Source organism: Streptococcus sp. oral taxon 431 (assembly GCF_023110115.1).
Classification (GTDB): domain Bacteria; phylum Bacillota; class Bacilli; order Lactobacillales; family Streptococcaceae; genus Streptococcus.
Map to the genome: position 1 here is coordinate 1 of NZ_JALDVP010000011.1, position 19749 is coordinate 19749.

26 protein-coding genes and 1 pseudogene are annotated in these 19749 nt (G+C 37.7%); 5 read left to right on the forward strand and 22 right to left on the reverse strand.

Annotation, left to right across the window (positions count from 1 at the left end):
• On the forward strand, positions 1-222 hold a 222-nt coding region (locus M1F91_RS08910; RefSeq protein ID WP_247913430.1), incomplete at its 5' end, for an LPXTG cell wall anchor domain-containing protein.
• A 190-nt stretch (positions 223-412) separates the two neighbouring features.
• On the opposite strand, the gene M1F91_RS08915 is transcribed toward M1F91_RS08910, so the two are convergent.
• From M1F91_RS08915 to M1F91_RS08960, 10 genes are all read right to left on the reverse strand, one after another.
• Positions 413-853, reverse strand: a complete 441-nt coding sequence (locus tag M1F91_RS08915; protein ID WP_247913431.1) for an ASCH domain-containing protein — start codon at positions 851-853, stop codon at positions 413-415.
• Entirely contained in the window at positions 795-1697 is a 903-nt protein-coding gene (locus tag M1F91_RS08920) for a putative PEP-binding protein (RefSeq protein WP_247913432.1), read from the reverse strand. Before M1F91_RS08920 ends, M1F91_RS08915 begins: the two co-directional genes overlap by 59 nt.
• Positions 1675-2175, reverse strand: a complete 501-nt coding sequence (locus M1F91_RS08925) for an NUDIX hydrolase (RefSeq protein WP_247913433.1) — start codon at positions 2173-2175, stop codon at positions 1675-1677. Before M1F91_RS08925 ends, M1F91_RS08920 begins: the two co-directional genes overlap by 23 nt.
• A gap of 9 nt (positions 2176-2184) precedes the next feature.
• A complete protein-coding gene (locus M1F91_RS08930) occupies positions 2185-2883 on the reverse strand; it encodes a 3-oxoacyl-ACP reductase (protein ID WP_247913434.1) in 699 nt (232 codons plus the stop codon).
• On the reverse strand, positions 2876-3112 hold the full coding sequence (locus M1F91_RS08935) for a DUF2829 domain-containing protein (protein WP_000141913.1): 237 nt from the start codon (positions 3110-3112) through the stop codon (positions 2876-2878). The genes M1F91_RS08930 and M1F91_RS08935 overlap by 8 nt, the downstream gene beginning before the upstream one ends.
• 98 nt (positions 3113-3210) lie before the next feature.
• Positions 3211-4137: an aldo/keto reductase gene (locus tag M1F91_RS08940; RefSeq protein WP_247913435.1), complete on the reverse strand. Its 927-nt coding sequence runs from the start codon at positions 4135-4137 to the stop codon at positions 3211-3213.
• 255 nt (positions 4138-4392) lie between these two features.
• Positions 4393-6390 (reverse strand): methionine--tRNA ligase, encoded by a 1998-nt coding sequence (gene metG / locus M1F91_RS08945; RefSeq protein ID WP_247913436.1) that lies wholly within the window; start codon positions 6388-6390, stop codon positions 4393-4395.
• A gap of 136 nt (positions 6391-6526) precedes the next feature.
• Positions 6527-7786, reverse strand: coding sequence for an ABC transporter permease (locus M1F91_RS08950; RefSeq protein ID WP_247913437.1), 1260 nt, complete (start codon positions 7784-7786; stop codon positions 6527-6529).
• A 1-nt stretch (position 7787) separates the two neighbouring features.
• Positions 7788-8489 (reverse strand): ABC transporter ATP-binding protein, encoded by a 702-nt coding sequence (locus M1F91_RS08955; protein WP_247913438.1) that lies wholly within the window; start codon positions 8487-8489, stop codon positions 7788-7790.
• Positions 8473-9660: an efflux RND transporter periplasmic adaptor subunit gene (locus tag M1F91_RS08960; RefSeq protein WP_247913439.1), complete on the reverse strand. Its 1188-nt coding sequence runs from the start codon at positions 9658-9660 to the stop codon at positions 8473-8475. Before M1F91_RS08960 ends, M1F91_RS08955 begins: the two co-directional genes overlap by 17 nt.
• A gap of 239 nt (positions 9661-9899) precedes the next feature.
• On the opposite strand from M1F91_RS08960, the gene gor reads away from it, so the two are divergent.
• Positions 9900-11246 carry a glutathione-disulfide reductase gene (gor, locus tag M1F91_RS08965; protein ID WP_247913440.1) on the forward strand — a complete coding sequence of 449 codons (1347 nt, stop codon included), beginning with the start codon at positions 9900-9902 and terminating at the stop codon, positions 11244-11246.
• Between the two features lie 140 nt (positions 11247-11386).
• Complete coding sequence (locus M1F91_RS08970) at positions 11387-11926, forward strand: biotin transporter BioY (RefSeq protein WP_247913441.1); 540 nt, start codon at positions 11387-11389, stop codon at positions 11924-11926.
• Positions 11927-11977: 51 nt separating this feature from the next.
• On the opposite strand, the gene M1F91_RS08975 is transcribed toward M1F91_RS08970, so the two are convergent.
• The gene (locus tag M1F91_RS08975) at positions 11978-12193 is read right to left on the reverse strand and encodes a YdbC family protein (protein ID WP_004253080.1); all 216 of its coding nucleotides are present in this window, start codon (positions 12191-12193) and stop codon (positions 11978-11980) included.
• Positions 12194-12285: 92 nt separating this feature from the next.
• On the opposite strand from M1F91_RS08975, the gene M1F91_RS08980 reads away from it, so the two are divergent.
• Positions 12286-12606 (forward strand): hypothetical protein, encoded by a 321-nt coding sequence (locus tag M1F91_RS08980; protein WP_247913442.1) that lies wholly within the window; start codon positions 12286-12288, stop codon positions 12604-12606.
• A 29-nt stretch (positions 12607-12635) separates the two neighbouring features.
• Here the strand turns inward: M1F91_RS08980 and M1F91_RS08985 are convergent, their stop codons facing one another.
• The 5 genes from M1F91_RS08985 to rpsP all read right to left on the reverse strand — a co-directional run bounded on the left by M1F91_RS08985 (position 12636) and on the right by rpsP (position 14891).
• Positions 12636-12974, reverse strand: coding sequence for an ATP cone domain-containing protein (locus M1F91_RS08985; protein WP_004253071.1), 339 nt, complete (start codon positions 12972-12974; stop codon positions 12636-12638).
• A 12-nt stretch (positions 12975-12986) separates the two neighbouring features.
• The gene (gene trmD / locus M1F91_RS08990; RefSeq protein ID WP_247913443.1) at positions 12987-13706 is read right to left on the reverse strand and encodes a tRNA (guanosine(37)-N1)-methyltransferase TrmD; all 720 of its coding nucleotides are present in this window, start codon (positions 13704-13706) and stop codon (positions 12987-12989) included.
• Positions 13696-14214: a ribosome maturation factor RimM gene (rimM, locus tag M1F91_RS08995; protein WP_247913444.1), complete on the reverse strand. Its 519-nt coding sequence runs from the start codon at positions 14212-14214 to the stop codon at positions 13696-13698. Before rimM ends, trmD begins: the two co-directional genes overlap by 11 nt.
• Positions 14215-14359: 145 nt before the next feature.
• On the reverse strand, positions 14360-14599 hold the full coding sequence (gene kphA, locus M1F91_RS09000; protein ID WP_000379617.1) for an RNA-binding protein KphA: 240 nt from the start codon (positions 14597-14599) through the stop codon (positions 14360-14362).
• A gap of 19 nt (positions 14600-14618) precedes the next feature.
• Complete coding sequence (rpsP, locus tag M1F91_RS09005; RefSeq protein WP_004253064.1) at positions 14619-14891, reverse strand: 30S ribosomal protein S16; 273 nt, start codon at positions 14889-14891, stop codon at positions 14619-14621.
• A 173-nt stretch (positions 14892-15064) separates the two neighbouring features.
• Here rpsP and M1F91_RS09155 point away from each other — a divergent pair.
• Positions 15065-15253, forward strand: a pseudogene (locus tag M1F91_RS09155) (hypothetical protein).
• A 497-nt stretch (positions 15254-15750) separates the two neighbouring features.
• Here M1F91_RS09155 and M1F91_RS09010 read toward each other — a convergent pair.
• The 6 genes from M1F91_RS09010 to M1F91_RS09130 all read right to left on the reverse strand — a co-directional run bounded on the left by M1F91_RS09010 (position 15751) and on the right by M1F91_RS09130 (position 19668).
• A complete protein-coding gene (locus M1F91_RS09010; RefSeq protein WP_003013947.1) occupies positions 15751-16536 on the reverse strand; it encodes an ABC-2 family transporter protein in 786 nt (261 codons plus the stop codon).
• Position 16537: 1 nt separating this feature from the next.
• Positions 16538-17332 carry an ABC-2 family transporter protein gene (locus tag M1F91_RS09015; protein WP_003013825.1) on the reverse strand — a complete coding sequence of 265 codons (795 nt, stop codon included), beginning with the start codon at positions 17330-17332 and terminating at the stop codon, positions 16538-16540.
• Complete coding sequence (locus M1F91_RS09020) at positions 17329-18315, reverse strand: ATP-binding cassette domain-containing protein (RefSeq protein ID WP_003010129.1); 987 nt, start codon at positions 18313-18315, stop codon at positions 17329-17331. Before M1F91_RS09020 ends, M1F91_RS09015 begins: the two co-directional genes overlap by 4 nt.
• On the reverse strand, positions 18308-18511 hold the full coding sequence (locus tag M1F91_RS09025; RefSeq protein ID WP_003010127.1) for a hypothetical protein: 204 nt from the start codon (positions 18509-18511) through the stop codon (positions 18308-18310). The genes M1F91_RS09020 and M1F91_RS09025 overlap by 8 nt, the downstream gene beginning before the upstream one ends.
• A 668-nt stretch (positions 18512-19179) precedes the next feature.
• Complete coding sequence (locus tag M1F91_RS09030) at positions 19180-19500, reverse strand: hypothetical protein (RefSeq protein WP_348982813.1); 321 nt, start codon at positions 19498-19500, stop codon at positions 19180-19182.
• A gap of 33 nt (positions 19501-19533) precedes the next feature.
• A complete protein-coding gene (locus M1F91_RS09130) occupies positions 19534-19668 on the reverse strand; it encodes a hypothetical protein (RefSeq protein WP_264081591.1) in 135 nt (44 codons plus the stop codon).
• Positions 19669-19749 lie beyond the last annotated feature (81 nt).

Genomic DNA, 19749 nt, shown 5'->3' on the forward strand with positions numbered 1-19749 from the left:
ACAACTACTGAAGCTCCTTCAGAAGTTACAACAACAACTGAGGCTCCAACAACTACTGAAGCTCCTTCAGGAGTTACAACAACAACTGGAGCTACAACAACAACTGAAGACAAACCAGGACTTCCAAATACTGGTGAACGCAATAGCCTAATTGTTTCTGTTGCTGGTGTTGCAATGCTTATCGTAGCTGTAGGAACAGTTTTACATTATCGTAAAAAATAATCAACCAATGTAGAAGTGATATGAATAGGGATTTTAAAGATAACTATCTTTGAAAACTTTATCTAATAACTTTACTTGTTAGATTCAAAAAGCGGACATGATTGTCCGCTTTTTGTTTACTTATTTTAATCATTTAAAGTCAGAAAAAAGCTTTGGACAATGATTCCCAAAACTTTCTTATGTCTGCTTTTTACAAGGGGTAGACCTTGCGAAATTCTTCTAAAACAACCTTGCTTTCAGACGTAAAAGTTAGACCTGCTTCCTCCAGCCACTCCGTGAAAAACTCCTCATGAACCTGGCGCCAGTAGGCTAAGGATTTATCGCCTTCACCTTCCTTGTAGGCATGGTCGGCTGACACTTGATGGAAGGGCTGAACGGAAACCTTTGTAATTTCGACAATGCAGACAGCCTGGTTCTGACTGTCTAAAATGACATCGAAAGTCCCTTCTTGGGGAAGGGGTTCGACCTCTACTGCGTAGAGGTCGTAAGCTGAGGCTGTTGCTGTTTTTTCGCCTCTTAGAACCAAATCTGCCAAGAGATCGGCTTCCACGCCAAAAGCCCAGGCATCGATTTCATCTCCGATAGAGGGATTGATTTTCTTGTAGGCATTCCACATTTCTTGAGGTTTCATAGGTTCTCCTTTGTAATTTTTTACTTTCTTCTTTTATATGTTTAAGATGGTCTAGATGGTCAATTTCTAAATCAAAAATCTCTGGAATAGCGCTGTAATGGAGAATACATTCGATACCCATCTGATTCATTTTTTGTATGAAAGAAGTATTCAGATAGCCTGCTACAGCAAAATCAATCTTTTTCTTCCTTGCTTTATCCTGCATCTGTCTCAGCATTTCTAACATAATAGGACTTTCCATATCATGCCATTGACTGTTTCTTACAGTCGCAAAAATAAATGAAGTCAAATCATTCATTCCAACTACAATCTTTGAAAGACCAGTTTCCAGTATCATGTCCAAGTCGAAATAAGCTGATGGTAATTCAATCATCGTGCCGACTTTACCAGTAAAACCATGCTGCCGTAACACTGTAATAGCTCGTTTTAATTGGTCGGCATCATTAACAAAAGGAAAAATAACAGACAGATTGGGATTGGTTTGATAAACTTCTGTAACGACATTTGACTCAGCCTGAAATTCATTCGGACACGCCAATAAACGCCTGATACCTCTGTATCCAAATAAGGGGTGGCGTTCGTCAAAATACTCTTTAGTCCCGTCTAGACTATTTGCTTCTGCATTTGTTAACTCTGAAAAGCGATACCAGACTTCTTCATCTGAGTACAAATGACAAATAGTGTCTAGATAATCTTTCACAAATTGCTGACAATTTGGTAATAGTATGTTTTGGTTTAGTTCTCTCAACAAGTATTCCCCACGAATCAAGCCGACATGGTGCAATAAATGGGGATAAACTTTTTCAACAATTTTTTCGCCACTAAGAGCTAGTTGATTTTGCATGTTTTACCTTCCAATTCATGTAAGAGGTCTTGTCCAATTCTGGAAATCCTCGTAACTCTGCCTTCGCCTTCAATACTAATGGTGAGGCATTTTCTTCGGTCATCTGCTCAAGAGGAAGCCAAACGACATTTGCTGAATCATTACTTCCATCAAGAACTTCATGAGGAAGGGATTTTTGAGAGCCTTCGAAATCGAGTACGATATCATAAAAGGCCATGATATGATGTACGGCGAAGTCTTGCCCTTCTTCATGAACCAGCACATCATAAATCCTAGGATTTGAATAACGGCTAAGCATATAACCCGTCTCTTCCAGAACTTCTCTCTTGAGGGTTTCAGTCAGTCCCTCCCCTACTTCCTGGCTACCACCTGGTAGGTCAAAACGATGCTGATAGGGGCCTCTTGTTTTTTCAATACAGAGCAGTTTTCCCTCTTGAAAACAGACTCCGTATACCCCAAAGTGATTTTTGATTTCCATCAGATTCTCCTACTTCAAGCTCCAACCACCATCAATAGTCAAGATTTGTCCTTGCATGGCGCTTGCCTTTCCACCTGCTAAAAAGAGACTAACTTCAGCTATTTCACTTGGCTCAATCCAGCGTTTGATAGGTGTTTCACTGGCTACCCAGTCTGCCAGACCACCTGGTTCAAAGTCAGCAGCGGTCATACCTGTCTTAACTGCACCAGGAGCAATGCCAAAGACCTGAATCCCAGCTTCAGCATAGTCTAGAGCTAATTGCTTAGTAAAGCCTGCCAAGGCATGTTTTGACGAGGTATAGGCGTGACCACCCCCGCCTGCTAGACTTGAAGCAATGGAACACATATTGATGATGATCCCTTTTTTATTCTCTAGCATTTGCGTAAGATAATGTCGCGTCAGTTCTACTGGAGTCACATAGTTGATTTCAAAAATCTCTTGGATATCTTGGGCAGATTGTTCCAGTAAAGGCTTGTAGTCATCCAATACCCCAGCTGTATTGCAGAGAATATCGACTTGAGGACACCAGTCAAAAATAGGTTCCAAATCTAACGTTAAATCACGTTGTAAAAAGTGAAAGCCGCCTTGCAAGTCAGGTTTTTCACCCTGATCCACTCCAAAAACCTGATAACTTTTTTCTAAAAAGAGTCGAGCTTGAGCCAGACCAATCCCTGAGCTAACACCTGTAATCAATACACGTTTAGTCATGGACTTCCACCCAATCCGTCGCTAAGACATCACAAGGAGTTGGGCTCCACATAGAAAAACCTTCCCCTTCACCAGATACGTTGATGAGGAAATAGGGTGTCACTTCAAGGGCGACGCCGTTTTGTTCGATGGTATCAAAAAGCTGCACATAGTTTTCAGCCCCACCCCAGCCAGTACGCACGTATTTCTTCTTAGCCTTTAGTCCAGGTAAAATTTCTTCAAATGTCATGTTTCTCTCCTTTGTTATCTATAAATCTTAATTTCATTATAACAAAAAACCGTTTTTCAACGGCTTTTTGACTGTGATTTCTTAAAATGCATTTTTTCCTAAGGCAAATCATTCCCTGCTGCAAGGTAAATCTCATACCACTCTTTTCGAGTTAGGTTGGCATTACTTGCTTGGCTTGCTTCTATCAAATGTTTAGGGTTAGTTGTTCCCACTACTGCCTGCATCTTAGCTGGATAGCGTAACACCCAAGCGATAGCAATAGCTGATGGGCTTACACCGTATTTTAAGGCTAATCGATTTAGGACTTCATTTAGATCATGAAATTGCTCTTTTCCAACAAAATTCCCTTTGAAATACCCGAACTGCAAGACTGACCAAGCCTGAATGACCATATCGTTTAATTTGCAGTATTCAAAGACGCTACCATCACGCAAAGCTGCCTTGTCACCTTCCATATTGACATGGAAACCTGATTCAAATCCTGGTGTGAAAGCTGCGCTTAGCTGTAATTGATTGATAGATAAAGGTTGTTTGGCCTCTTTCTTCAGTAATTCCATCATCATGGGATTTTGGTTAGACACACCAAAGTCTCGAACTTTACCTGATGTTTGAAGAATTTCAAAGGCCTCTGCCACTTGGTCAGCTTCCATCAATGCATCTGGACGATGGAGAAGCAAGCTATCTAAATAATCAACCTGCAATCGTTGTAAAATCCCATCAACTGACTCTAAAATATAATCTTTTGAAAAATCAAAATAGGTAAATTCTTCTATGCGAATACCACACTTGGACTGGATCCACATCTTTTCACGCAAATCTGGACGATGTTTTAACACTTGACCCAGTAATTCTTCGCAACGTCCACCACCGTAGATATCTGCCAAATCAAAGGCATTGATTCCTACAGATAGGGCTGTTTCAACCAACTCCTCCACTTCTTTAACCGATTTGTCACTGATTCGCATCATTCCGAGGACGATTTCGGACAATTCTCTTTTCTCTTGACCAAATGGAATGTATTTCATGGCAATTTCCTCCGTTTTTCTTCATTATAAAGCAGAATGACACTTTTATCAACTGATACCTTGCAAAAGAAAGAGAGTGGGACAGAAATCGGTAATTCGTTAGAATTCGATTTCGTCGTCCCACCTCCGCACAGTTGAGTAGGGCTGTAAAAGCTGATGAAATCAGCGTAGTAGAGCCCACTCAACCACTGCGTCTTACTCGGCAATCCAAAGACAATTGAGAGGCTAGGACTTTTGTCCCAGCCTCTTTAAATCTTAGCCAATCACACTTCCGTTTGGTACAGCTGGATCAACTGTGAGAAGGGTTAATTTGCCATCATGTTCAGCTGAGAGAATCATCCCTTGGCTGACATATTTTTTCATCATTTTACGTGGTTTGAGGTTGGCAACGATTTGTACTTTCTTGCCGACCAATTCTTGTTCGTTTGGATAGAATTTCGCAATACCAGACAGGATTTGACGATCTTCACCATCACCAGCATCTAAGCGGAATTGAAGCAACTTATCAGAACCTTCTACTTTAGAAACTTCTTTGACTTCTGCGACACGGATTTCAACCTTGTCAAAGTCTTCAAACTTGATTTCTTCCTTGTTCAGTTTGAGTTCAACTTCATCTGGATTCCATTCTTTCTCGACGGCTGGCTTGTTACCTTCCATTTGTTCCTTGATATAGGCAATCTCTTCTTCCATGTCCAAACGTGGGAAGATAGGTGTTCCTTTGGCAACTACAGTGACATTTGCAGGGAAATCAGCTAAACTCAAGTTTTCAAGACTAGAAACTTCTGCTAGACCAAGTTGTGCCAATACAGCGCGACTAGTTTCCATCATAAATGGCTCAATCAAGTGCGCTACGACGCGAAGACTAGCTGCTAAGTGACTCATCACACTTGCTAATTGGTCACGAAGGGCTTCATCCTTAGCCAAGACCCAAGGTGCTGTCTCATCGATGTATTTGTTAGTACGTGAGATAAGAGTCCAGACTGCTTCAAGTGCACGTGGGTAGTCAACTGCTTCCATGTAGGTATGGTAGTCATCGATTGATTGTTCTGCCACTTGGGCAAGGGCATTGTCAAAGTCTGTCACACCCTCTACATAGGCAGGGATTTGTCCATCAAAGTACTTGTTAATCATAGAAACCGTACGGTTGAGGAGGTTTCCTAGGTCATTTGCCAATTCATAGTTGATACGGCCTACATAGTCTTCTGGAGTGAAGGTTCCATCTGAACCAACTGGAAGGCTACGCATGAGGTAGTAACGAAGTGGATCTAGTCCATAGCGCTCTACTAACATTTCAGGATAAACGACATTCCCTTTAGACTTAGACATCTTGCCGTCTTTCATGACAAACCAACCGTGGGCAATCAAGCGGTCAGGCAATTTAATATCCAACATCATAAGAAGGATTGGCCAGTAAATCGAGTGGAAACGAAGGATGTCTTTCCCAACCATATGGAAGACTGTTCCATTCCAGAACTTATCAAAATTAGCATGTTCATCTTGACCATAACCAAGAGCAGTCGCATAGTTAAGAAGGGCATCGATCCATACATAGACAACGTGTTTAGGATTAGATGGAACTGGTACACCCCAGGTAAAGGTTGTACGAGATACTGCTAAGTCTTCCAAGCCTGGCTCAATGAAGTTACGCAACATTTCATTGAGACGGCCATCTGGAGTGATGAAGTCAGGATGTGATTTGAAAAATTCGACCAAGCGGTCTTGGTATTTGCTGAGGCGAAGGAAATAAGACTCTTCTGAAACCCATTCAACCTCGTGACCTGATGGAGCGATACCACCCGTCACATTTCCAGCTTCGTCACGGAAAACTTCCGCAAGCTGGCTTTCTGTAAAGAATTCCTCATCTGATACTGAATACCAACCAGAGTATTCACCTAGGTAGATGTCATCTTGAGCTAGCAAGCGTTCAAAGACTTGAGCCACTACTTTTTCATGGTAGTCGTCAGTTGTACGGATAAATTTATCGTATGAGATATCCAGCAATTTCCAGAGCTCTTTAACTCCAACTGCCATACCGTCAACATAGGCTTGTGATGTGATACCAGCTTCTTCAGCTTTCTGTTGGATCTTTTGACCGTGCTCATCAAGACCTGTCAGATAAAAGACATCGTAGCCCATAAGACGTTTGTAGCGAGCTAGGACATCACAAGCGATGGTAGTGTAGGCAGAACCGATATGAAGTTTACCAGATGGATAGTAAATCGGTGTTGTAATATAAAAATTCTTTTCAGACATAATATTTCCTTTCCAGGCTAATGAAACCTGTTTTTCTAACACTTCATTATACCACATTTTTAGTGATTTTCGATAGGGAAATCCATACAAAAAACAAGATAGACAAGTGTCCATCTTGTTTTTCCTGTTGAATGTCTTATTCATAGCGAAGTGCTTCAATTGGATCAAGCTTAGAGGCTTTGTTGGCTGGTAAAACACCGAATATCATACCGATACCTGCTGAGACCGCTAAACTAAAGAGAGCGATTGGGATGGATACGCCAACTTCGATTCCTGCAATCATGTTTTGAAGTAATACACCTGCAAGCATGGTCACCCCTGCAGCAAGTACAAGGCCGATGATACCACCTAACAAGGTTAAAATCATGGATTCAATCAAAAATTGAACCAGAATATTAGCCCGTGTTGCTCCTAGTGCTTTACGCAGACCAATCTCACGAGTACGCTCTGTCACTGAAACAAGCATAATGTTCATAACACCAGTACCACCAACAAAGAGGGAAATACCCGCAATAGCACTAATAATCGTTGTTATGAAGCCAAAGAGTTGTTGAACTTCTTGGAAGGCGGCAGACGCATCTGCAACTTGATATTCCCCTTGTTGAAGCCCTGCAATCTCTGTCATTCTTCTTGCCAACTCTGGACCCAAAGTCTGAGTCAAGCTAGTATCATTGACACGGAAGACAATATTTGAAATCTCGTCTGTGTTAAAATTAGCTGCTAAGGAAATATTGGTCGTAATTGGTAGTCCTCCGACTCCAAATGTTTTCGCAGCCTTAGCTTCTTTACTTGCATAAACACCAATAACACGGTAACTGATTTCATTTACTTCAACAATTTGGTTGAGGGCTTCTTTTGCTGAACCAAAAAGGCTATTGGCAAGCTCTTCATCTAAAATGATCACACTTGCAAAATCTTTATAATCTTGTGCTTTAAGTCCACGACCTGCAATGATTTCATTTTCGACCGCATCCATATAGGTGACATTCCCACCCGTCATGTTAGCGTGTTCGACCTTTTTATCCTTATAAGTCAAGGTCACATTGGCTGAGTTAGTTACATAGTAACTATCCACTCCCTTGAGCTTAGCAGCCTCCTTAACCCAAGCTTCTTGTGGTTTTGGTGGTTCAACAAAAACATCTTCCTCTTTACCAGACAGAGTTAGAGCAGACTGCTTCTGGGTAAAGGAACCGTCCTTACTCTTGGTAGGTGAGAAAAAGACATGAATGTCTTTCTGGGACTTGGTCATATTTTTATTGACCTGACGAGACATAGAGTCACCTAAGGCCATGATCACAACAACTGAGGAAACACCGATGATAATACCAATCATGGTCAGGAAAGAACGCATCTTGTGGGCCATAATGGATGAAAAGGCAAATTTCAGATTCTGCATCTTAGTTTTCCTCCTTTTCTACGAGACCACTATCAGATGAAATGACGCCATCACGAATGACAATCTGACGCTTGGCGTAAGCAGCGATTTCAGGCTCATGCGTAACCATAATGATGGTTTTTCCTTCTTTGTTTAATTCAACTAAGAGTTGCATGATCTGATTTCCAGTTTTAGTATCCAAAGCTCCAGTAGGCTCATCTGCCAAGATGATTGACGGATTGTTGACCAATGCACGCGCAATGGCAACCCTTTGCTTCTGACCACCTGACAGCTCCGAAGGTAAATGATGGCTACGCTCGGTCAGTTCAACCTTTTCCAGATATTCTTCTGCTAATTTGCGACGTTTTGAAGCTGAAACTCCAGCATAAATCAAGGGAAGTTCTACATTTTGTAGAGCATTCATTTTGGACAAGAGAAAGAATTGTTGAAAGACGAAGCCGATTTCTTGATTTCGAACTTTGGCTAATTGTTTTTCACCTAAACCAGCTACTTCTTTTCCGTCTAGAAAATACTGACCACTTGTAGGTGTATCTAACATACCTATGGTATTCATGAGGGTGGACTTACCAGAACCTGATGGTCCCATGATAGCTACGAATTCTCCCTCATGAACTTCTAGATTAATGTTTTTAAGGACTTGAAGTTCTTGGTCACCATTACGATAGCTACGGCAGATATTTTTGAGGCTAATTAGTTGTTTCATCAGTCTTCACCTCTTTTCCTTCTTGCAAGGAAGCTGTCGGATTACTGATGACTTTTGCTCCATCTGTCAGACCAGATGTGATTTCTTGGTTTTCTGCATCTGCATTGCCCAATCCAACTTCAACTTTTTTGGCCTTTTGATTTTCATCAAGGATCCAAACATAGTTTTTATCTTCTTCCATGACGATACTTGTAATAGGAACAAGCAATGCTTTACTCATGCTTTTCACTTCGACACTGACAGTAAAACCTTGTTTCAGATCACCAATTTCACTAGTTACATCGACCGTATATGGGTATTTAGAACCTGAGTTTGATCCCGCAACACTTGCGCTTGCTTCACTATTATTTTTTGGATAATTTGAAATATAGCTAATCTTACCATTCCATGTCTTATCTGGATAAACCTTAGAAGTAAAGGTGACTTCTTGGCCAACAGAAAGGTTTGCAAGATTGTACTCAGAAAGCTCTCCCTTGACCTGCAAGTTATCGTTACTTACGATATGAACCAAAACTTGACTATTTCCTGTTGGAGATTTTGAAACATTACGATTCACTTCAACAACTGTTCCCTCTACAGTACTCAATACAGTAGCAGAATTCAACTGGGCTTGAGCTTTTTCGAGTTGCGCTTCTGCATCTGCACGTACATCACGTGCATCGCTGATTTGTGAATCGATAGAAGCTGTAGCTGATGTAGAAGATTGTGCTTGGGTTTGGTCCGTAGCACCTTCAATCCCTGCTTGAGGGAGCACAGGTGTTGCTGCGGCGGTATTTCGAGCCTCATTCAATTCATTGATATGACGGTCAGCTTTCGCAACTGCACGACTGGCAGCATCATAGGCAGCCTGAGCTTCTGTACTACTATACTTGACTAGTGCTTGCCCCTCGCTGACCTTATCTCCTACAGAAACCAAGACCTCATCCAAGTCACCCTTACTAGCATCATAATAAACATATTGTTCATTCTGAGCCGTCACAGTACCGGATAAGAGAACTGATGAAGCTACTGAACCCTCTTTTGCAAGAGTAATCTTTGCAGTTTCATCTTTTGTTGCAGCCTGATTTGGTTGTCTTAATAGAAGAACGGCAGCCGCTCCCACTACAAGAACTGATGCAACACCGATAGCTGTAAATAAAGGCCATTTCTTGGCTTTTGACTTTCTTTTCATATCAATACTCCTTTTTAATTGCATATATTAAGATTATAGCACATATCTTAAAATTGAACAATTGCTTTCTGACCATCCAAAAATATTTGCTAAATCTTTTATTGTTGTGTTAGTTATATAATACAACTTCTTTTTTATTTTTGCAAGCATTTTCTTAAGAAATTTAAGCGTAGCAGATTTTTGCATTGACTTCCAAAAAAAGATAGAATATGACTAGAAAACAACTAAAGGAGCTTTCTATGAGAGAATTTGATATTATCGCCATCGGTGGAGGTAGCGGAGGTATTGCTACCATGAATCGTGCTGGCGAACATGGTGCTAAAGCCGCAGTTATTGAGGAAAAGAAATTAGGAGGAACTTGTGTCAATATTGGCTGCGTTCCTAAGAAAATCATGTGGTATGGAGCTCAAATCGCAGAGAGCATCCACAAATATGGACCTGACTATGGTTTTACAAGTACTGGGAATCAATTTGATTACGCAACACTTCGTAAGAATCGTGAAGCTTATATTGACCGTGCTCGCTCGTCTTACGATGGAAGCTTCAAGCGCAACGGGGTTGATTTGATTGAAGGTCGTGCTGAGTTCATTGATGCTCATACAGTCAGCGTTAATGGCGAATTGATCCGTGCTAAGCATATTGTGATTGCGACTGGAGCTCATCCTCATATCCCTGCTATTCCTGGTGCTGAACTAGGCGGTAGCTCAGATGATGTCTTCGCCTGGGAAGAGTTGCCTGAATCGGTGGCTATTCTAGGTGCTGGTTACATTGCTGTCGAATTGGCTGGCGTACTCCATACCCTTGGTGTACAGACTGATTTATTTGTCCGTCGTGAACGTCCACTTCGTGGATTTGATAGCTATATTGTTGAGAGCTTGGTTCAAGAAATGGAAAATACTGGACTAAACCTCCACACCCATAAGGTTCCGACAAAACTTGAAAAAACCGAAGAAGGCATTCAAATTCATTTTGAAGATGGTAGCACGCATACTGCTAGTCAAGTTATCTGGGCTACAGGTCGTCGTCCAAATGTTGAAGGACTAAATCTGGAAAAAGCAGGCGTTACCCTTAACGAACGTGGTTTCATCCAAGTTGATGAATACCAAAACACCGTCGTTGACGGTATCTATGCTCTTGGAGATGTCACAGGCGAAAAAGAACTAACACCTGTCGCTATCAAAGCTGGTCGTACTCTCTCAGAAAGACTATTCAATGGCAAAACAAATGCCAAAATGGACTATACAACTATTCCAACTGTTGTCTTTTCACATCCAGCTATCGGTACTGTCGGTCTGACTGAGGAAGAAGCTATCAAAGAGTATGGACAAGAAAACATCAAAGTCTATACTTCAAAATTTGCATCTATGTATTCTGCCGTTACTAGTCACCGTCAAGAAGCTCGCTTCAAGCTCGTTACAGCTGGTGCAGACGAAAAGGTAGTTGGACTTCATGGTATCGGTTATGGCGTCGATGAAATGATCCAAGGTTTTGCTGTAGCAATCAAGATGGGAGCTACAAAAGCTGACTTTGATGCAACAGTCGCTATCCACCCAACTGGCTCAGAAGAATTTGTGACCATGCGTTAAAAGAAAAGAGAGACACCTTAGTCTCTTTTTTTATCTCAATCGGCCGTTACAAGTTTGTAACCTTTGTTTTTAAAATAGGTTGACATTTATATCTCTTCCAGTATAATAGTTACTATAAATTAAAAAAGAGGTTAACTATTATGAAAAAAGCACACATTTATGCTATTCCTGCTATTGGAGCTGCTCTGATTGCAGTATTAGCCCAAATTAGCATTCCAATTGGACCTGTTCCATTTACTCTGCAAAACTTTGCTATTGGACTAATTGGTACTGTTTTTAGACCTAGAGAAGCTGTCCTCTCAGTAGGACTTTATCTATTACTGGGTGCCATTGGTCTTCCTGTTTTCGCTAGTGGAGGAGCTGGTTTTCATGTTTTGGTGGGCCCAAGTGCTGGTTATCTTTGGTTCGACCTTGTCTATGCTGGACTTGCTTCCTATCTCATTCACACAAATAGTGGCGTATTACGTATTTTCTTTGCAAATCTATTGGGTGATTCTCTTGTCTTTGTAGGTGGTATTCTCAGTCTCCACTTCTTAGCTGGGATGCCTTTTGAAAAAGCATTTGCTGTAGGAGTTATTCCATTTATCATCCCTGATCTTGCTAAAATTGTAGCAATTAGCTTTATCAGCCGACCACTACTCCAACGTCTTCGCACACAAGCTTATTTTTCAAGCAAATAAAAGAGGCCGGGATTTTCCCTAGCCTCTTTTTAATTCATCTTAGATGAATGTTTATTGATTCTTAAAAGCATCCACCATGATTTGAAATTCTTCATTTGAGAGGGTAATTCCTTTCCCCATCTTGGTGTGGTCAGGACTCCAGCTACGAATGTCAAACTTCGCTGGTGCACCATTAAAGCTGACACGATTGATTTCTTTGGTCCATCCTTTTTCATTTTCAGATAGAGTAAGCAAGTGTTCTTCGATTTCAAATGTAAATTCTGCCATGTTCTTCTCCTTTTTGTTCTCAATTGATTATTCGAAAAATCTTGTAGATTTCATAAAATTTTTATATAATGATTAAAAGAAGGGAGGCCGGAATGAAAGATTTATTAAAACAGGCTTTGCAAAAGGTCCATGATTTTGTCAATGGACACGAAGATTCCATTCCTGAAAAAAGCGATTCCCTAATTGCTAGACTTGAAGAAGCCCTAGCCAAAAAAAAGGCTGTACATATCATCTTTGCGGAAACGAGTTTTACAGGCGATATTATCAAGTATGATACTGACCGCCAACAAATTATTGTTAAAAATTTCTCCAAAAACGTCAGCCGTATTATTCGAGTGTCGGATATTCGAAGGGTAACTTTCGTTCCCTCGACTATCCAAACGGCCCAAAAAAGAAGATTTAAGAAAGAGTGAGATGCTTTTATCATCTCACTCTTTTTCTATTAACGAATTTGTTCAAAATGAAGGTGAACAGCGATGTGGTCGCCGTAACCACTTCTCTCCAAATCACGTTGCAAACGGTAAGAGATATAGTGTTCTGCAATAGTGATATATCCTGCACCTAGTAAGCGGTGCTCAACCATTGATTGAATCATACTGATAGTCGCACGCTCTACTTTTGCTTCTTCCAAGTCCAAAACAACTTTTTTAGTAACTTGAGCTAGGTTTTGGCGCAAATCGTCCGTCAATACATAGACTGTTTGAGCCGCCTTAAGAATAGCTTGGTAGATTTTATCTGGATCAAAATCAGCGACTTGTCCATCACGTTTAATTACTTGCATAGTTTTCTCCTTTTAATTGTTATTTTCTTTAATTTCTGCTAACATTTTCTCTTCTTCTGCTGTCAATTCATACTCTTCCAGCAAATCAGGTCTACGGTGGTAGGTTTTCTTGAGACTCTCATAGAGTCGCCATTGACGGATGTTTTCATGGTGTCCACTCATGAGCACATCCGGAACTAACATACCACGATAATCGTAAGGTCTTGTGTACTGAGGATATTCCAAGAGTCCTGATGAAAAGCTATCATCTTGGTGACTTGCTTCCTTCCCGATAACTTCTGGAATCAAGCGAACCGTCGCATCAATCATGGTCATCGCTGCTAGTTCTCCACCAGTCAAGACATAATCTCCAAGAGATATCTCATCGGTTACCAAGGTCTTAATACGCTCATCATAGCCCTCATAGTGACCACAGATGAAGATGAGTTCTTCTTCTTGCGCCAAATCCTCAGCGTAAGCCTGATCGAACTGTTTCCCAGCAGGGTCTAAGAGAATCACGCGCGGATTCTTTTTTTCAATGGCATCAAAGGCATCAAAGATGGGTTGCGCTCTTAGCAACATCCCTTGACCACCTCCGTAAGGTTCATCATCTACATGACGGGCCTTTTCAGCGTAGTCACGAAAATTATGATAGTGGATATCTAAGAGCCCTTTTTCACGAGCCTTGCCAACGATGGAATGTTCTAAGGGTGTGAACATTTCTGGAAAGAGAGTTAAAATATCAATCTTCATCGTCTAACCCTTCTAAGAGTTCAACATCCACACGGTTATTAGGAATATCTATATTGAGAACAACAGGCGGGATATAAGGTAAGAGTAGGTCTCGTTTGCCTTTTCGTTTGACTACCCAGACATCATTGGCGCCTGGCTGAAGGATTTCCTTGATGGTTCCAATCAAGTTATCTCCCTCATAGACTTCTAAACCGATAATCTCGTGGTAGTAAAACTCACCCTCATCCAGTTCATTGAGATTTTCCTCTGCAACCTTCAGACTGTACCCCTTGTATTTTTCGATGTCATTGATATGGTACATATCTTTAAACTTGATGATATCGAAGTTTTTTTGTTTACGGTGGCTTGCAATGACCACTGTTCGCAAAAACTGATCGTTTTCATCAAATAAGGCAAGTTCTGCCCCTTTTTTAAAGCGTTCTTCAGCAAAATCTGTCACTGACAAGACTCGCATTTCACCCTGCAAACCTTGCGTATTGACGATTTTCCCAACGTTAAAGTAGTTCATCTTGTCTCCTGTATCTGTTTCTCCCTTTATTTTATCATGTTACAGGGATTTTCACAAGTTGGAGAAAGGGATAACGATTCTTTAATTATGAAGAACATTCATGGATTTTCTTGCAAAAAAAAAGCGAGACCTTGTCCCGCTTTTCTTATTTTTCGTCAATAACGATTCTTACTTTTTTGTCTTCAGTTGGGACAGAGTAGACAATCGTTCTTATCGCAGAAATAGTGCGACCCTTACGACCGATTACACGACCCACATCGCTCTGGTCAAGATCCAAATGATATTCCAAAAATTCTGGTGTATCTTCAATCTTGATAGTTAAGGCATCTGGTTGTGAAATCAAAGGTTTCACAATTGCAATAATGAGATTTTCAATCGTATCCATCTGTCAACCTACTTTAAACTTATTTTGAGAATTTAGAATCGTGGAATTTCTTCAATACGCCTTCTTTTGAAAGGATGTTACGTACTGTATCTGAAGGTTGAGCTCCATCAGCCAACCATGCTAAAATACGGTCTTCTTTCAAAGTTACTTGGTTTTCTTCAACAAGTGGGTTATAAGTTCCAACTGTTTCGATGAAACGTCCGTCACGTGGTGAACGTGAATCTGCTACGTTAATACGGTAGAAAGGTTTTTTCTTAGAACCCATACGAGTCAAACGGATTTTTACTGCCATTTTTAATATCTCTTTTCTTTTATTTTTTATTTCGGTGAAATAGCTAAGCTATTTAGCACATGTTCTATTATAACAGATTTCTGAGAGGTGTCAAGAAAAAAACTTGACAGACTTAAATTTTTTTATTTTTTAGAAATATGTAGACTAGTTGGGGTAAGCTAGAGAGAAACTTTATGAATACTACTTTTGATTCTATCTATAAAGATTAACCTGTCAAGCCCTATATCTTTCCTAATCTTGATATGGAAGGCCCTAAACCTGTCCCAAAACGCAAAATGAAACTACTAGAAGACAATCTATTAGCAGATGATATCACCCTCCTATGGAGAGTCCAGTTTGGCACTTTTACAACCGAAACATGATTTTAAAAACTCCCATTCGAATATGTTTCAAAATTCGCTTAAAATCAATGTTTCCCCACTTTTTCAGCAAACAAATTTTCATCTAATTTGAATAACTTTCAATTAAATGGTGTGAATTTTGCTTAAAATCATCAAAAACACCCCATGGTGTGAACCATGAAGTGTTGTAAATGCTGTATTGTAGCTAGTTCTTAACGTTTAGAGAACTACCTAGCTTTACGAGCTTTCTTAAGACCTGGTTTGACACAGTTGGATTTCAGGTACTTTCAGTTTAGCTTTATATCAACCATCATCAAAATCCAACTATTTTCTTATTTTAAAAAATATGAATAAGTTTGATTGAATGAGGGAATTTCTTTAAATTTTTTCTTAGCACCTATAAGTTAATAATACTATTCTTTAAATTATAGTTTATAATTATCTGATGTTTCAATGACCACAAAACAAAGTACAGCGAATCACTTCCTTTAGTCAAACATATAACTGAACAACATTGTTTATCTTCCTGCACTTTCATATTTTTTCAATCCTTTTCTAAAAATTGTACGACTGATAATAATCAAAAAAACTGTAAAAACTATTTGATAGAAAAATAGGTTCAATGTATCTTTCCCTAAAAATATTAATACTGCAGGATTGGCAATTAATAAATTGGGAACAAATAACATAGTGATCAATCTGTTAATACCTGTAAAAATATTATATGGATACTTAGAAATTCCAATATAATTCAAAAATACATCTACTTTTGAAAATTTAGTTGGGAACCAAAATGAACTAATCGTTATTAGAAACCAAATTGAATAATATATAATACAACCACACATTAAAGAAAGGATATAAAATAATATTTTTAATGAATTTAAATGTACATTTAAATTTCCATAACTTATAAAAATGATCGCAAGACCAAAAAAAGTATTCACGAATTGAACTAAATTAAATGATCTAAAAATATAGAACAACTGAGTATCAAACGGCCTCAATAAAATTTGATCCAAGTTACCACTCAAAATATCTGATTCTAAAATTCCCATACTTCTAATTAACAATCCCATCATAACTCCATCTACAATAGTGTAGGAACCTACCAAAAATAAAATTTGATAATAGTCCCAACCATTAAAAGAGTCTATGTTTAAGAAAATCAATCTAAAAAATACAATAGGTAAACCAATCCACAGTATCGACGAAAATAGACCACAAAAGAAGTCAAAATGAAAATTCATATCAGATTTAAAACCAAAATGAAGTAGCCTAAAAATTACTTTTATTCTAAACATTTTATCCTCCCACATTTGAGAAGTGCTCCACTCCTTTTCTCAATATGAATCTTGATATAATATAAAAAATGATGCACCAAATCAATTGAATACAAATAATTCTCAAATAGTCTATTAATTTATATGTATCATTACTAAACATCTGAAGCGGTTCATATACTAAGTATTTAAAAGGTAATACATCTAAAAACAGACGAAAATTATTTGAAAAAAAACTTAAAGGCAATAATATTCCTGATAAAAACTGAATTACTATTTCTTTAACAGTAAGGACAAAAAATATATTTTCTAACCAAAAAGAAAGCATACCTACACAACATGATATTAAAAACCATAGAACCATAGATAGAATAATTGCAATACTTCCTAAAATAAGAATTTCAATGGTTAATAACTCATTCTTGTAATAAACACTGGAGAATAAAATGACAGGAATGATGATAAATAATAAATGAGCAAGCCTATCTCCAAGCATTTTACAAAAATAATACTTATAAAAAGTAACAGGTTTTATTAATATGCTAAAAAAATTTCCTGAATGAACATCGTCATTGATTTCCCAATCAACTGGATAAAAAACAAAATATGAAAAAATTATAGTCCCCAAATAGTATTGAACCATTGAGGTAAAATCATATCCTGCTATATTTATCTGGTTACTCTGATATATATACGTCCATAAAAATACTGATATCATAATTTGTATACTTGCCTGTAACATTAACAATAGTACACTTGATTTATAGTTCAAAATAGATCGAAATGATATCAGAATAATAGACATTTCTTTTTTCAATTGTGCTCCTTTTTTGTAAAATAGTTTTGTAAAATAATTTCTTCTAAAGAAAGATTTGATATTTCAAAATCTTCTATATCTACAAGCTTATTGATTGATTCTAATGTCTCAAAGACAAAATCTCTAGGTATTTTTAGTATACATTCCGATTTTGTTTGAGAAATGACTACTACTCCTTTAACAGAGCATAACTCTGGTACCAAATCTAATGTCATTTTTATCTTTAAATATTTAAAATCAGAAAATTTAGATAAAATAACATCCATTGACTCCTGCAAAATAATTTTTCCTTTGTCAATGACGATTAATTCGTCACAAACAGACGAAATATCATCCATATCATGACTCGTTAAAATAATAGTAGTATGACATTCTTCATTCATTTTCTTTAAAAATGTTCTGATATCTTTTTTAGACTGTATATCTAACCCTATAGTAGGCTCGTCTAAAAATAATATTTCCGGACTTGTTAAAGATGCCGCGATAAACTCCATTTTCATTTTTTGTCCAAGAGAGAGGGTCCGGACCTGCTGGTAAAGCTGATCTTTTACATTCAACAAATTGCTTAATTCCTGAATTCGTTCTTGTAAAATCGCCGGTTCTACCTCATATAAAGTACCAATCAATTGAAAATAATCCATAGCCGAAACATCTTGAAATAACTGTAATTTATTTCCTACTACTATTGAAATTTTTTTTCTAAAATTTATACTTCTTTTAAATGGAATTTCTCCATTCACTTCTAATTTTCCGGAACTAGGATAAAGAGTCCCAGTCAACATTTTAATCGTTGTGGATTTACCAGCTCCATTACTCCCAATAAAGCCAACTATACTCCCTCTCTTAATCGTAAAACTAATATCTTGAACAGCTCGAATCGTTATTTGATTACGTTTCAAAAATCTCTTGATAAATGGGAGTCTTGAATCAAAATTATAAAAATTTTTAGATAAATTCTGAGCATTAATAACTATTTCACTCATATATCTCTCCTTTCGATAAAATATATTTACTTGTACTTTTTCCATACTTTACCAAAATGCTAAAGATTGAGCTAAAATCTTCGGGATGGGTAAAATAATATTTGTCTTTAAAAAGTTTCTCAAAACCTTCAAGGCGATTATTGAAATCATTAAATTTTGTATTGTCTAGCTGGTTGAATGTCTCTTTAATATCCATAAACTTTCTCCGTGATTCTTTATTTCACTTTATAAATAGAAGAGTGTCTATATATTTATAGATCCTCAAGGACTTGCATTTTATCAAGTATAAGTAGAATAGTATGTAAGGGTTTATATATTCGTATTATATGATTATTTAAGGAATCCGTCAATTTTCCACATTATTATATGACAAATTGTATTTTTTAAAAATGCAAAAATCTATGAGCAAGATGTTTGACTTCTTTTTTAAAGTATATATACTTATATTAACCTTAGAAAAGAAAGAATGTTTGAACAGATATTCAATAATAATTACTTTTTTTAAAATTAAAATTCGAACTTTAAATTTTTATCTTTTTTATATTATTGAGTAACCTAAATTGCCCAATTTGTAAAATTTAGCTAGACAAAAAAAGACATCCAAGAGAAAATTCTTAAATGTCTGTAAACGTTGATATAAGCGTGTTGATTAACGTTTTGATAATTGTGATGCTTTACGAGCTTTCTTAAAATCTGGTTTGGAAAGTGTGCGTTTCAGTTGGACTAAAAACAGCGAAATATCAAGAATTTTAAGAACGATATCTACTAATTAATTTATAAAATATGGATTAATAGATTCTAAATAGGGGAATAGTTTAGGTCTGTAATCATTAAAATAATACACCTAACTTTGGTCACCATTTTTTAGTTATTCACTCTTTTTTCAGATAGTGTTTTTAAAGTTATGATGTAAAATGCCGCAATTAAAACACTATACATCATAATCGGAGGATAGAGAATTAGGGATAGAATCAATCCCACTCCTTTAATTATTAGGTCAGGTATCAATAACTTCCTATATTGTGCGGTAGCTTCAAGTAATTCTTTCCGATCCATATTGGGTTTATCAATTACTTTATGTAAAAACCAGTTTGCTACCGTTGAAACAATAACAATCAGTCCATAAAAGAGCTGTGCCGAATGATTCATGAAATGACTACTAACTATTCCAGTAGCATAGGGCATAAATGAAACAAAAAATAAAAGATACAAATTCTTTCAAATTTCTCCCTTTTCAACTTGGCTAACTTGACCTGCATTACCTAGGTCGCTTTGCTTTAAATTATACTTTTTTCTTAAACATTTGATACGAGTAGGTATTTCTTGTGAGTAATTTTCATCAAAAAATTTCATATATAATCTCCCTATAATCATGGAAAAGTAGTAAAAATAGTTGTTATCCTAGTTGATTAAAAAAATCTCTGATTTCCTCAT

Bases quoted from the DNA above. Each gene is read 5' to 3' on its own strand.
- M1F91_RS08915 (WP_247913431.1), bottom strand. From the start codon at position 853: ATGAAACCTCAAGAAATGTGGAATGCCTACAAGAAAATCAATCCCTCT.
- M1F91_RS08920 (WP_247913432.1), bottom strand. From the start codon at position 1,697: ATGCAAAATCAACTAGCTCTTAGTGGCGAAAAAATTGTTGAAAAAGTT.
- M1F91_RS08925 (WP_247913433.1), bottom strand. From the start codon at position 2,175: ATGGAAATCAAAAATCACTTTGGGGTATACGGAGTCTGTTTTCAAGAG.
- M1F91_RS08930 (WP_247913434.1), bottom strand. From the start codon at position 2,883: ATGACTAAACGTGTATTGATTACAGGTGTTAGCTCAGGGATTGGTCTG.
- M1F91_RS08935 (WP_000141913.1), bottom strand. From the start codon at position 3,112: ATGACATTTGAAGAAATTTTACCTGGACTAAAGGCTAAGAAGAAATAC.
- M1F91_RS08940 (WP_247913435.1), bottom strand. From the start codon at position 4,137: ATGAAATACATTCCATTTGGTCAAGAGAAAAGAGAATTGTCCGAAATC.
- metG (WP_247913436.1), bottom strand. From the start codon at position 6,390: ATGTCTGAAAAGAATTTTTATATTACAACACCGATTTACTATCCATCT.
- M1F91_RS08950 (WP_247913437.1), bottom strand. From the start codon at position 7,786: ATGCAGAATCTGAAATTTGCCTTTTCATCCATTATGGCCCACAAGATG.
- M1F91_RS08955 (WP_247913438.1), bottom strand. From the start codon at position 8,489: ATGAAACAACTAATTAGCCTCAAAAATATCTGCCGTAGCTATCGTAAT.
- M1F91_RS08960 (WP_247913439.1), bottom strand. From the start codon at position 9,660: ATGAAAAGAAAGTCAAAAGCCAAGAAATGGCCTTTATTTACAGCTATC.
- gor (WP_247913440.1), top strand. From the start codon at position 9,900: ATGAGAGAATTTGATATTATCGCCATCGGTGGAGGTAGCGGAGGTATT.
- M1F91_RS08970 (WP_247913441.1), top strand. From the start codon at position 11,387: ATGAAAAAAGCACACATTTATGCTATTCCTGCTATTGGAGCTGCTCTG.
- M1F91_RS08975 (WP_004253080.1), bottom strand. From the start codon at position 12,193: ATGGCAGAATTTACATTTGAAATCGAAGAACACTTGCTTACTCTATCT.
- M1F91_RS08980 (WP_247913442.1), top strand. From the start codon at position 12,286: ATGAAAGATTTATTAAAACAGGCTTTGCAAAAGGTCCATGATTTTGTC.
- M1F91_RS08985 (WP_004253071.1), bottom strand. From the start codon at position 12,974: ATGCAAGTAATTAAACGTGATGGACAAGTCGCTGATTTTGATCCAGAT.
- trmD (WP_247913443.1), bottom strand. From the start codon at position 13,706: ATGAAGATTGATATTTTAACTCTCTTTCCAGAAATGTTCACACCCTTA.
- rimM (WP_247913444.1), bottom strand. From the start codon at position 14,214: ATGAACTACTTTAACGTTGGGAAAATCGTCAATACGCAAGGTTTGCAG.
- kphA (WP_000379617.1), bottom strand. From the start codon at position 14,599: ATGGATACGATTGAAAATCTCATTATTGCAATTGTGAAACCTTTGATT.
- rpsP (WP_004253064.1), bottom strand. From the start codon at position 14,891: ATGGCAGTAAAAATCCGTTTGACTCGTATGGGTTCTAAGAAAAAACCT.
- M1F91_RS09010 (WP_003013947.1), bottom strand. From the start codon at position 16,536: ATGTTTAGAATAAAAGTAATTTTTAGGCTACTTCATTTTGGTTTTAAA.
- M1F91_RS09020 (WP_003010129.1), bottom strand. From the start codon at position 18,315: ATGAGTGAAATAGTTATTAATGCTCAGAATTTATCTAAAAATTTTTAT.
- M1F91_RS09025 (WP_003010127.1), bottom strand. From the start codon at position 18,511: ATGGATATTAAAGAGACATTCAACCAGCTAGACAATACAAAATTTAAT.
- M1F91_RS09030 (WP_348982813.1), bottom strand. From the start codon at position 19,500: ATGCCCTATGCTACTGGAATAGTTAGTAGTCATTTCATGAATCATTCG.
- M1F91_RS09130 (WP_264081591.1), bottom strand. From the start codon at position 19,668: ATGAAATTTTTTGATGAAAATTACTCACAAGAAATACCTACTCGTATC.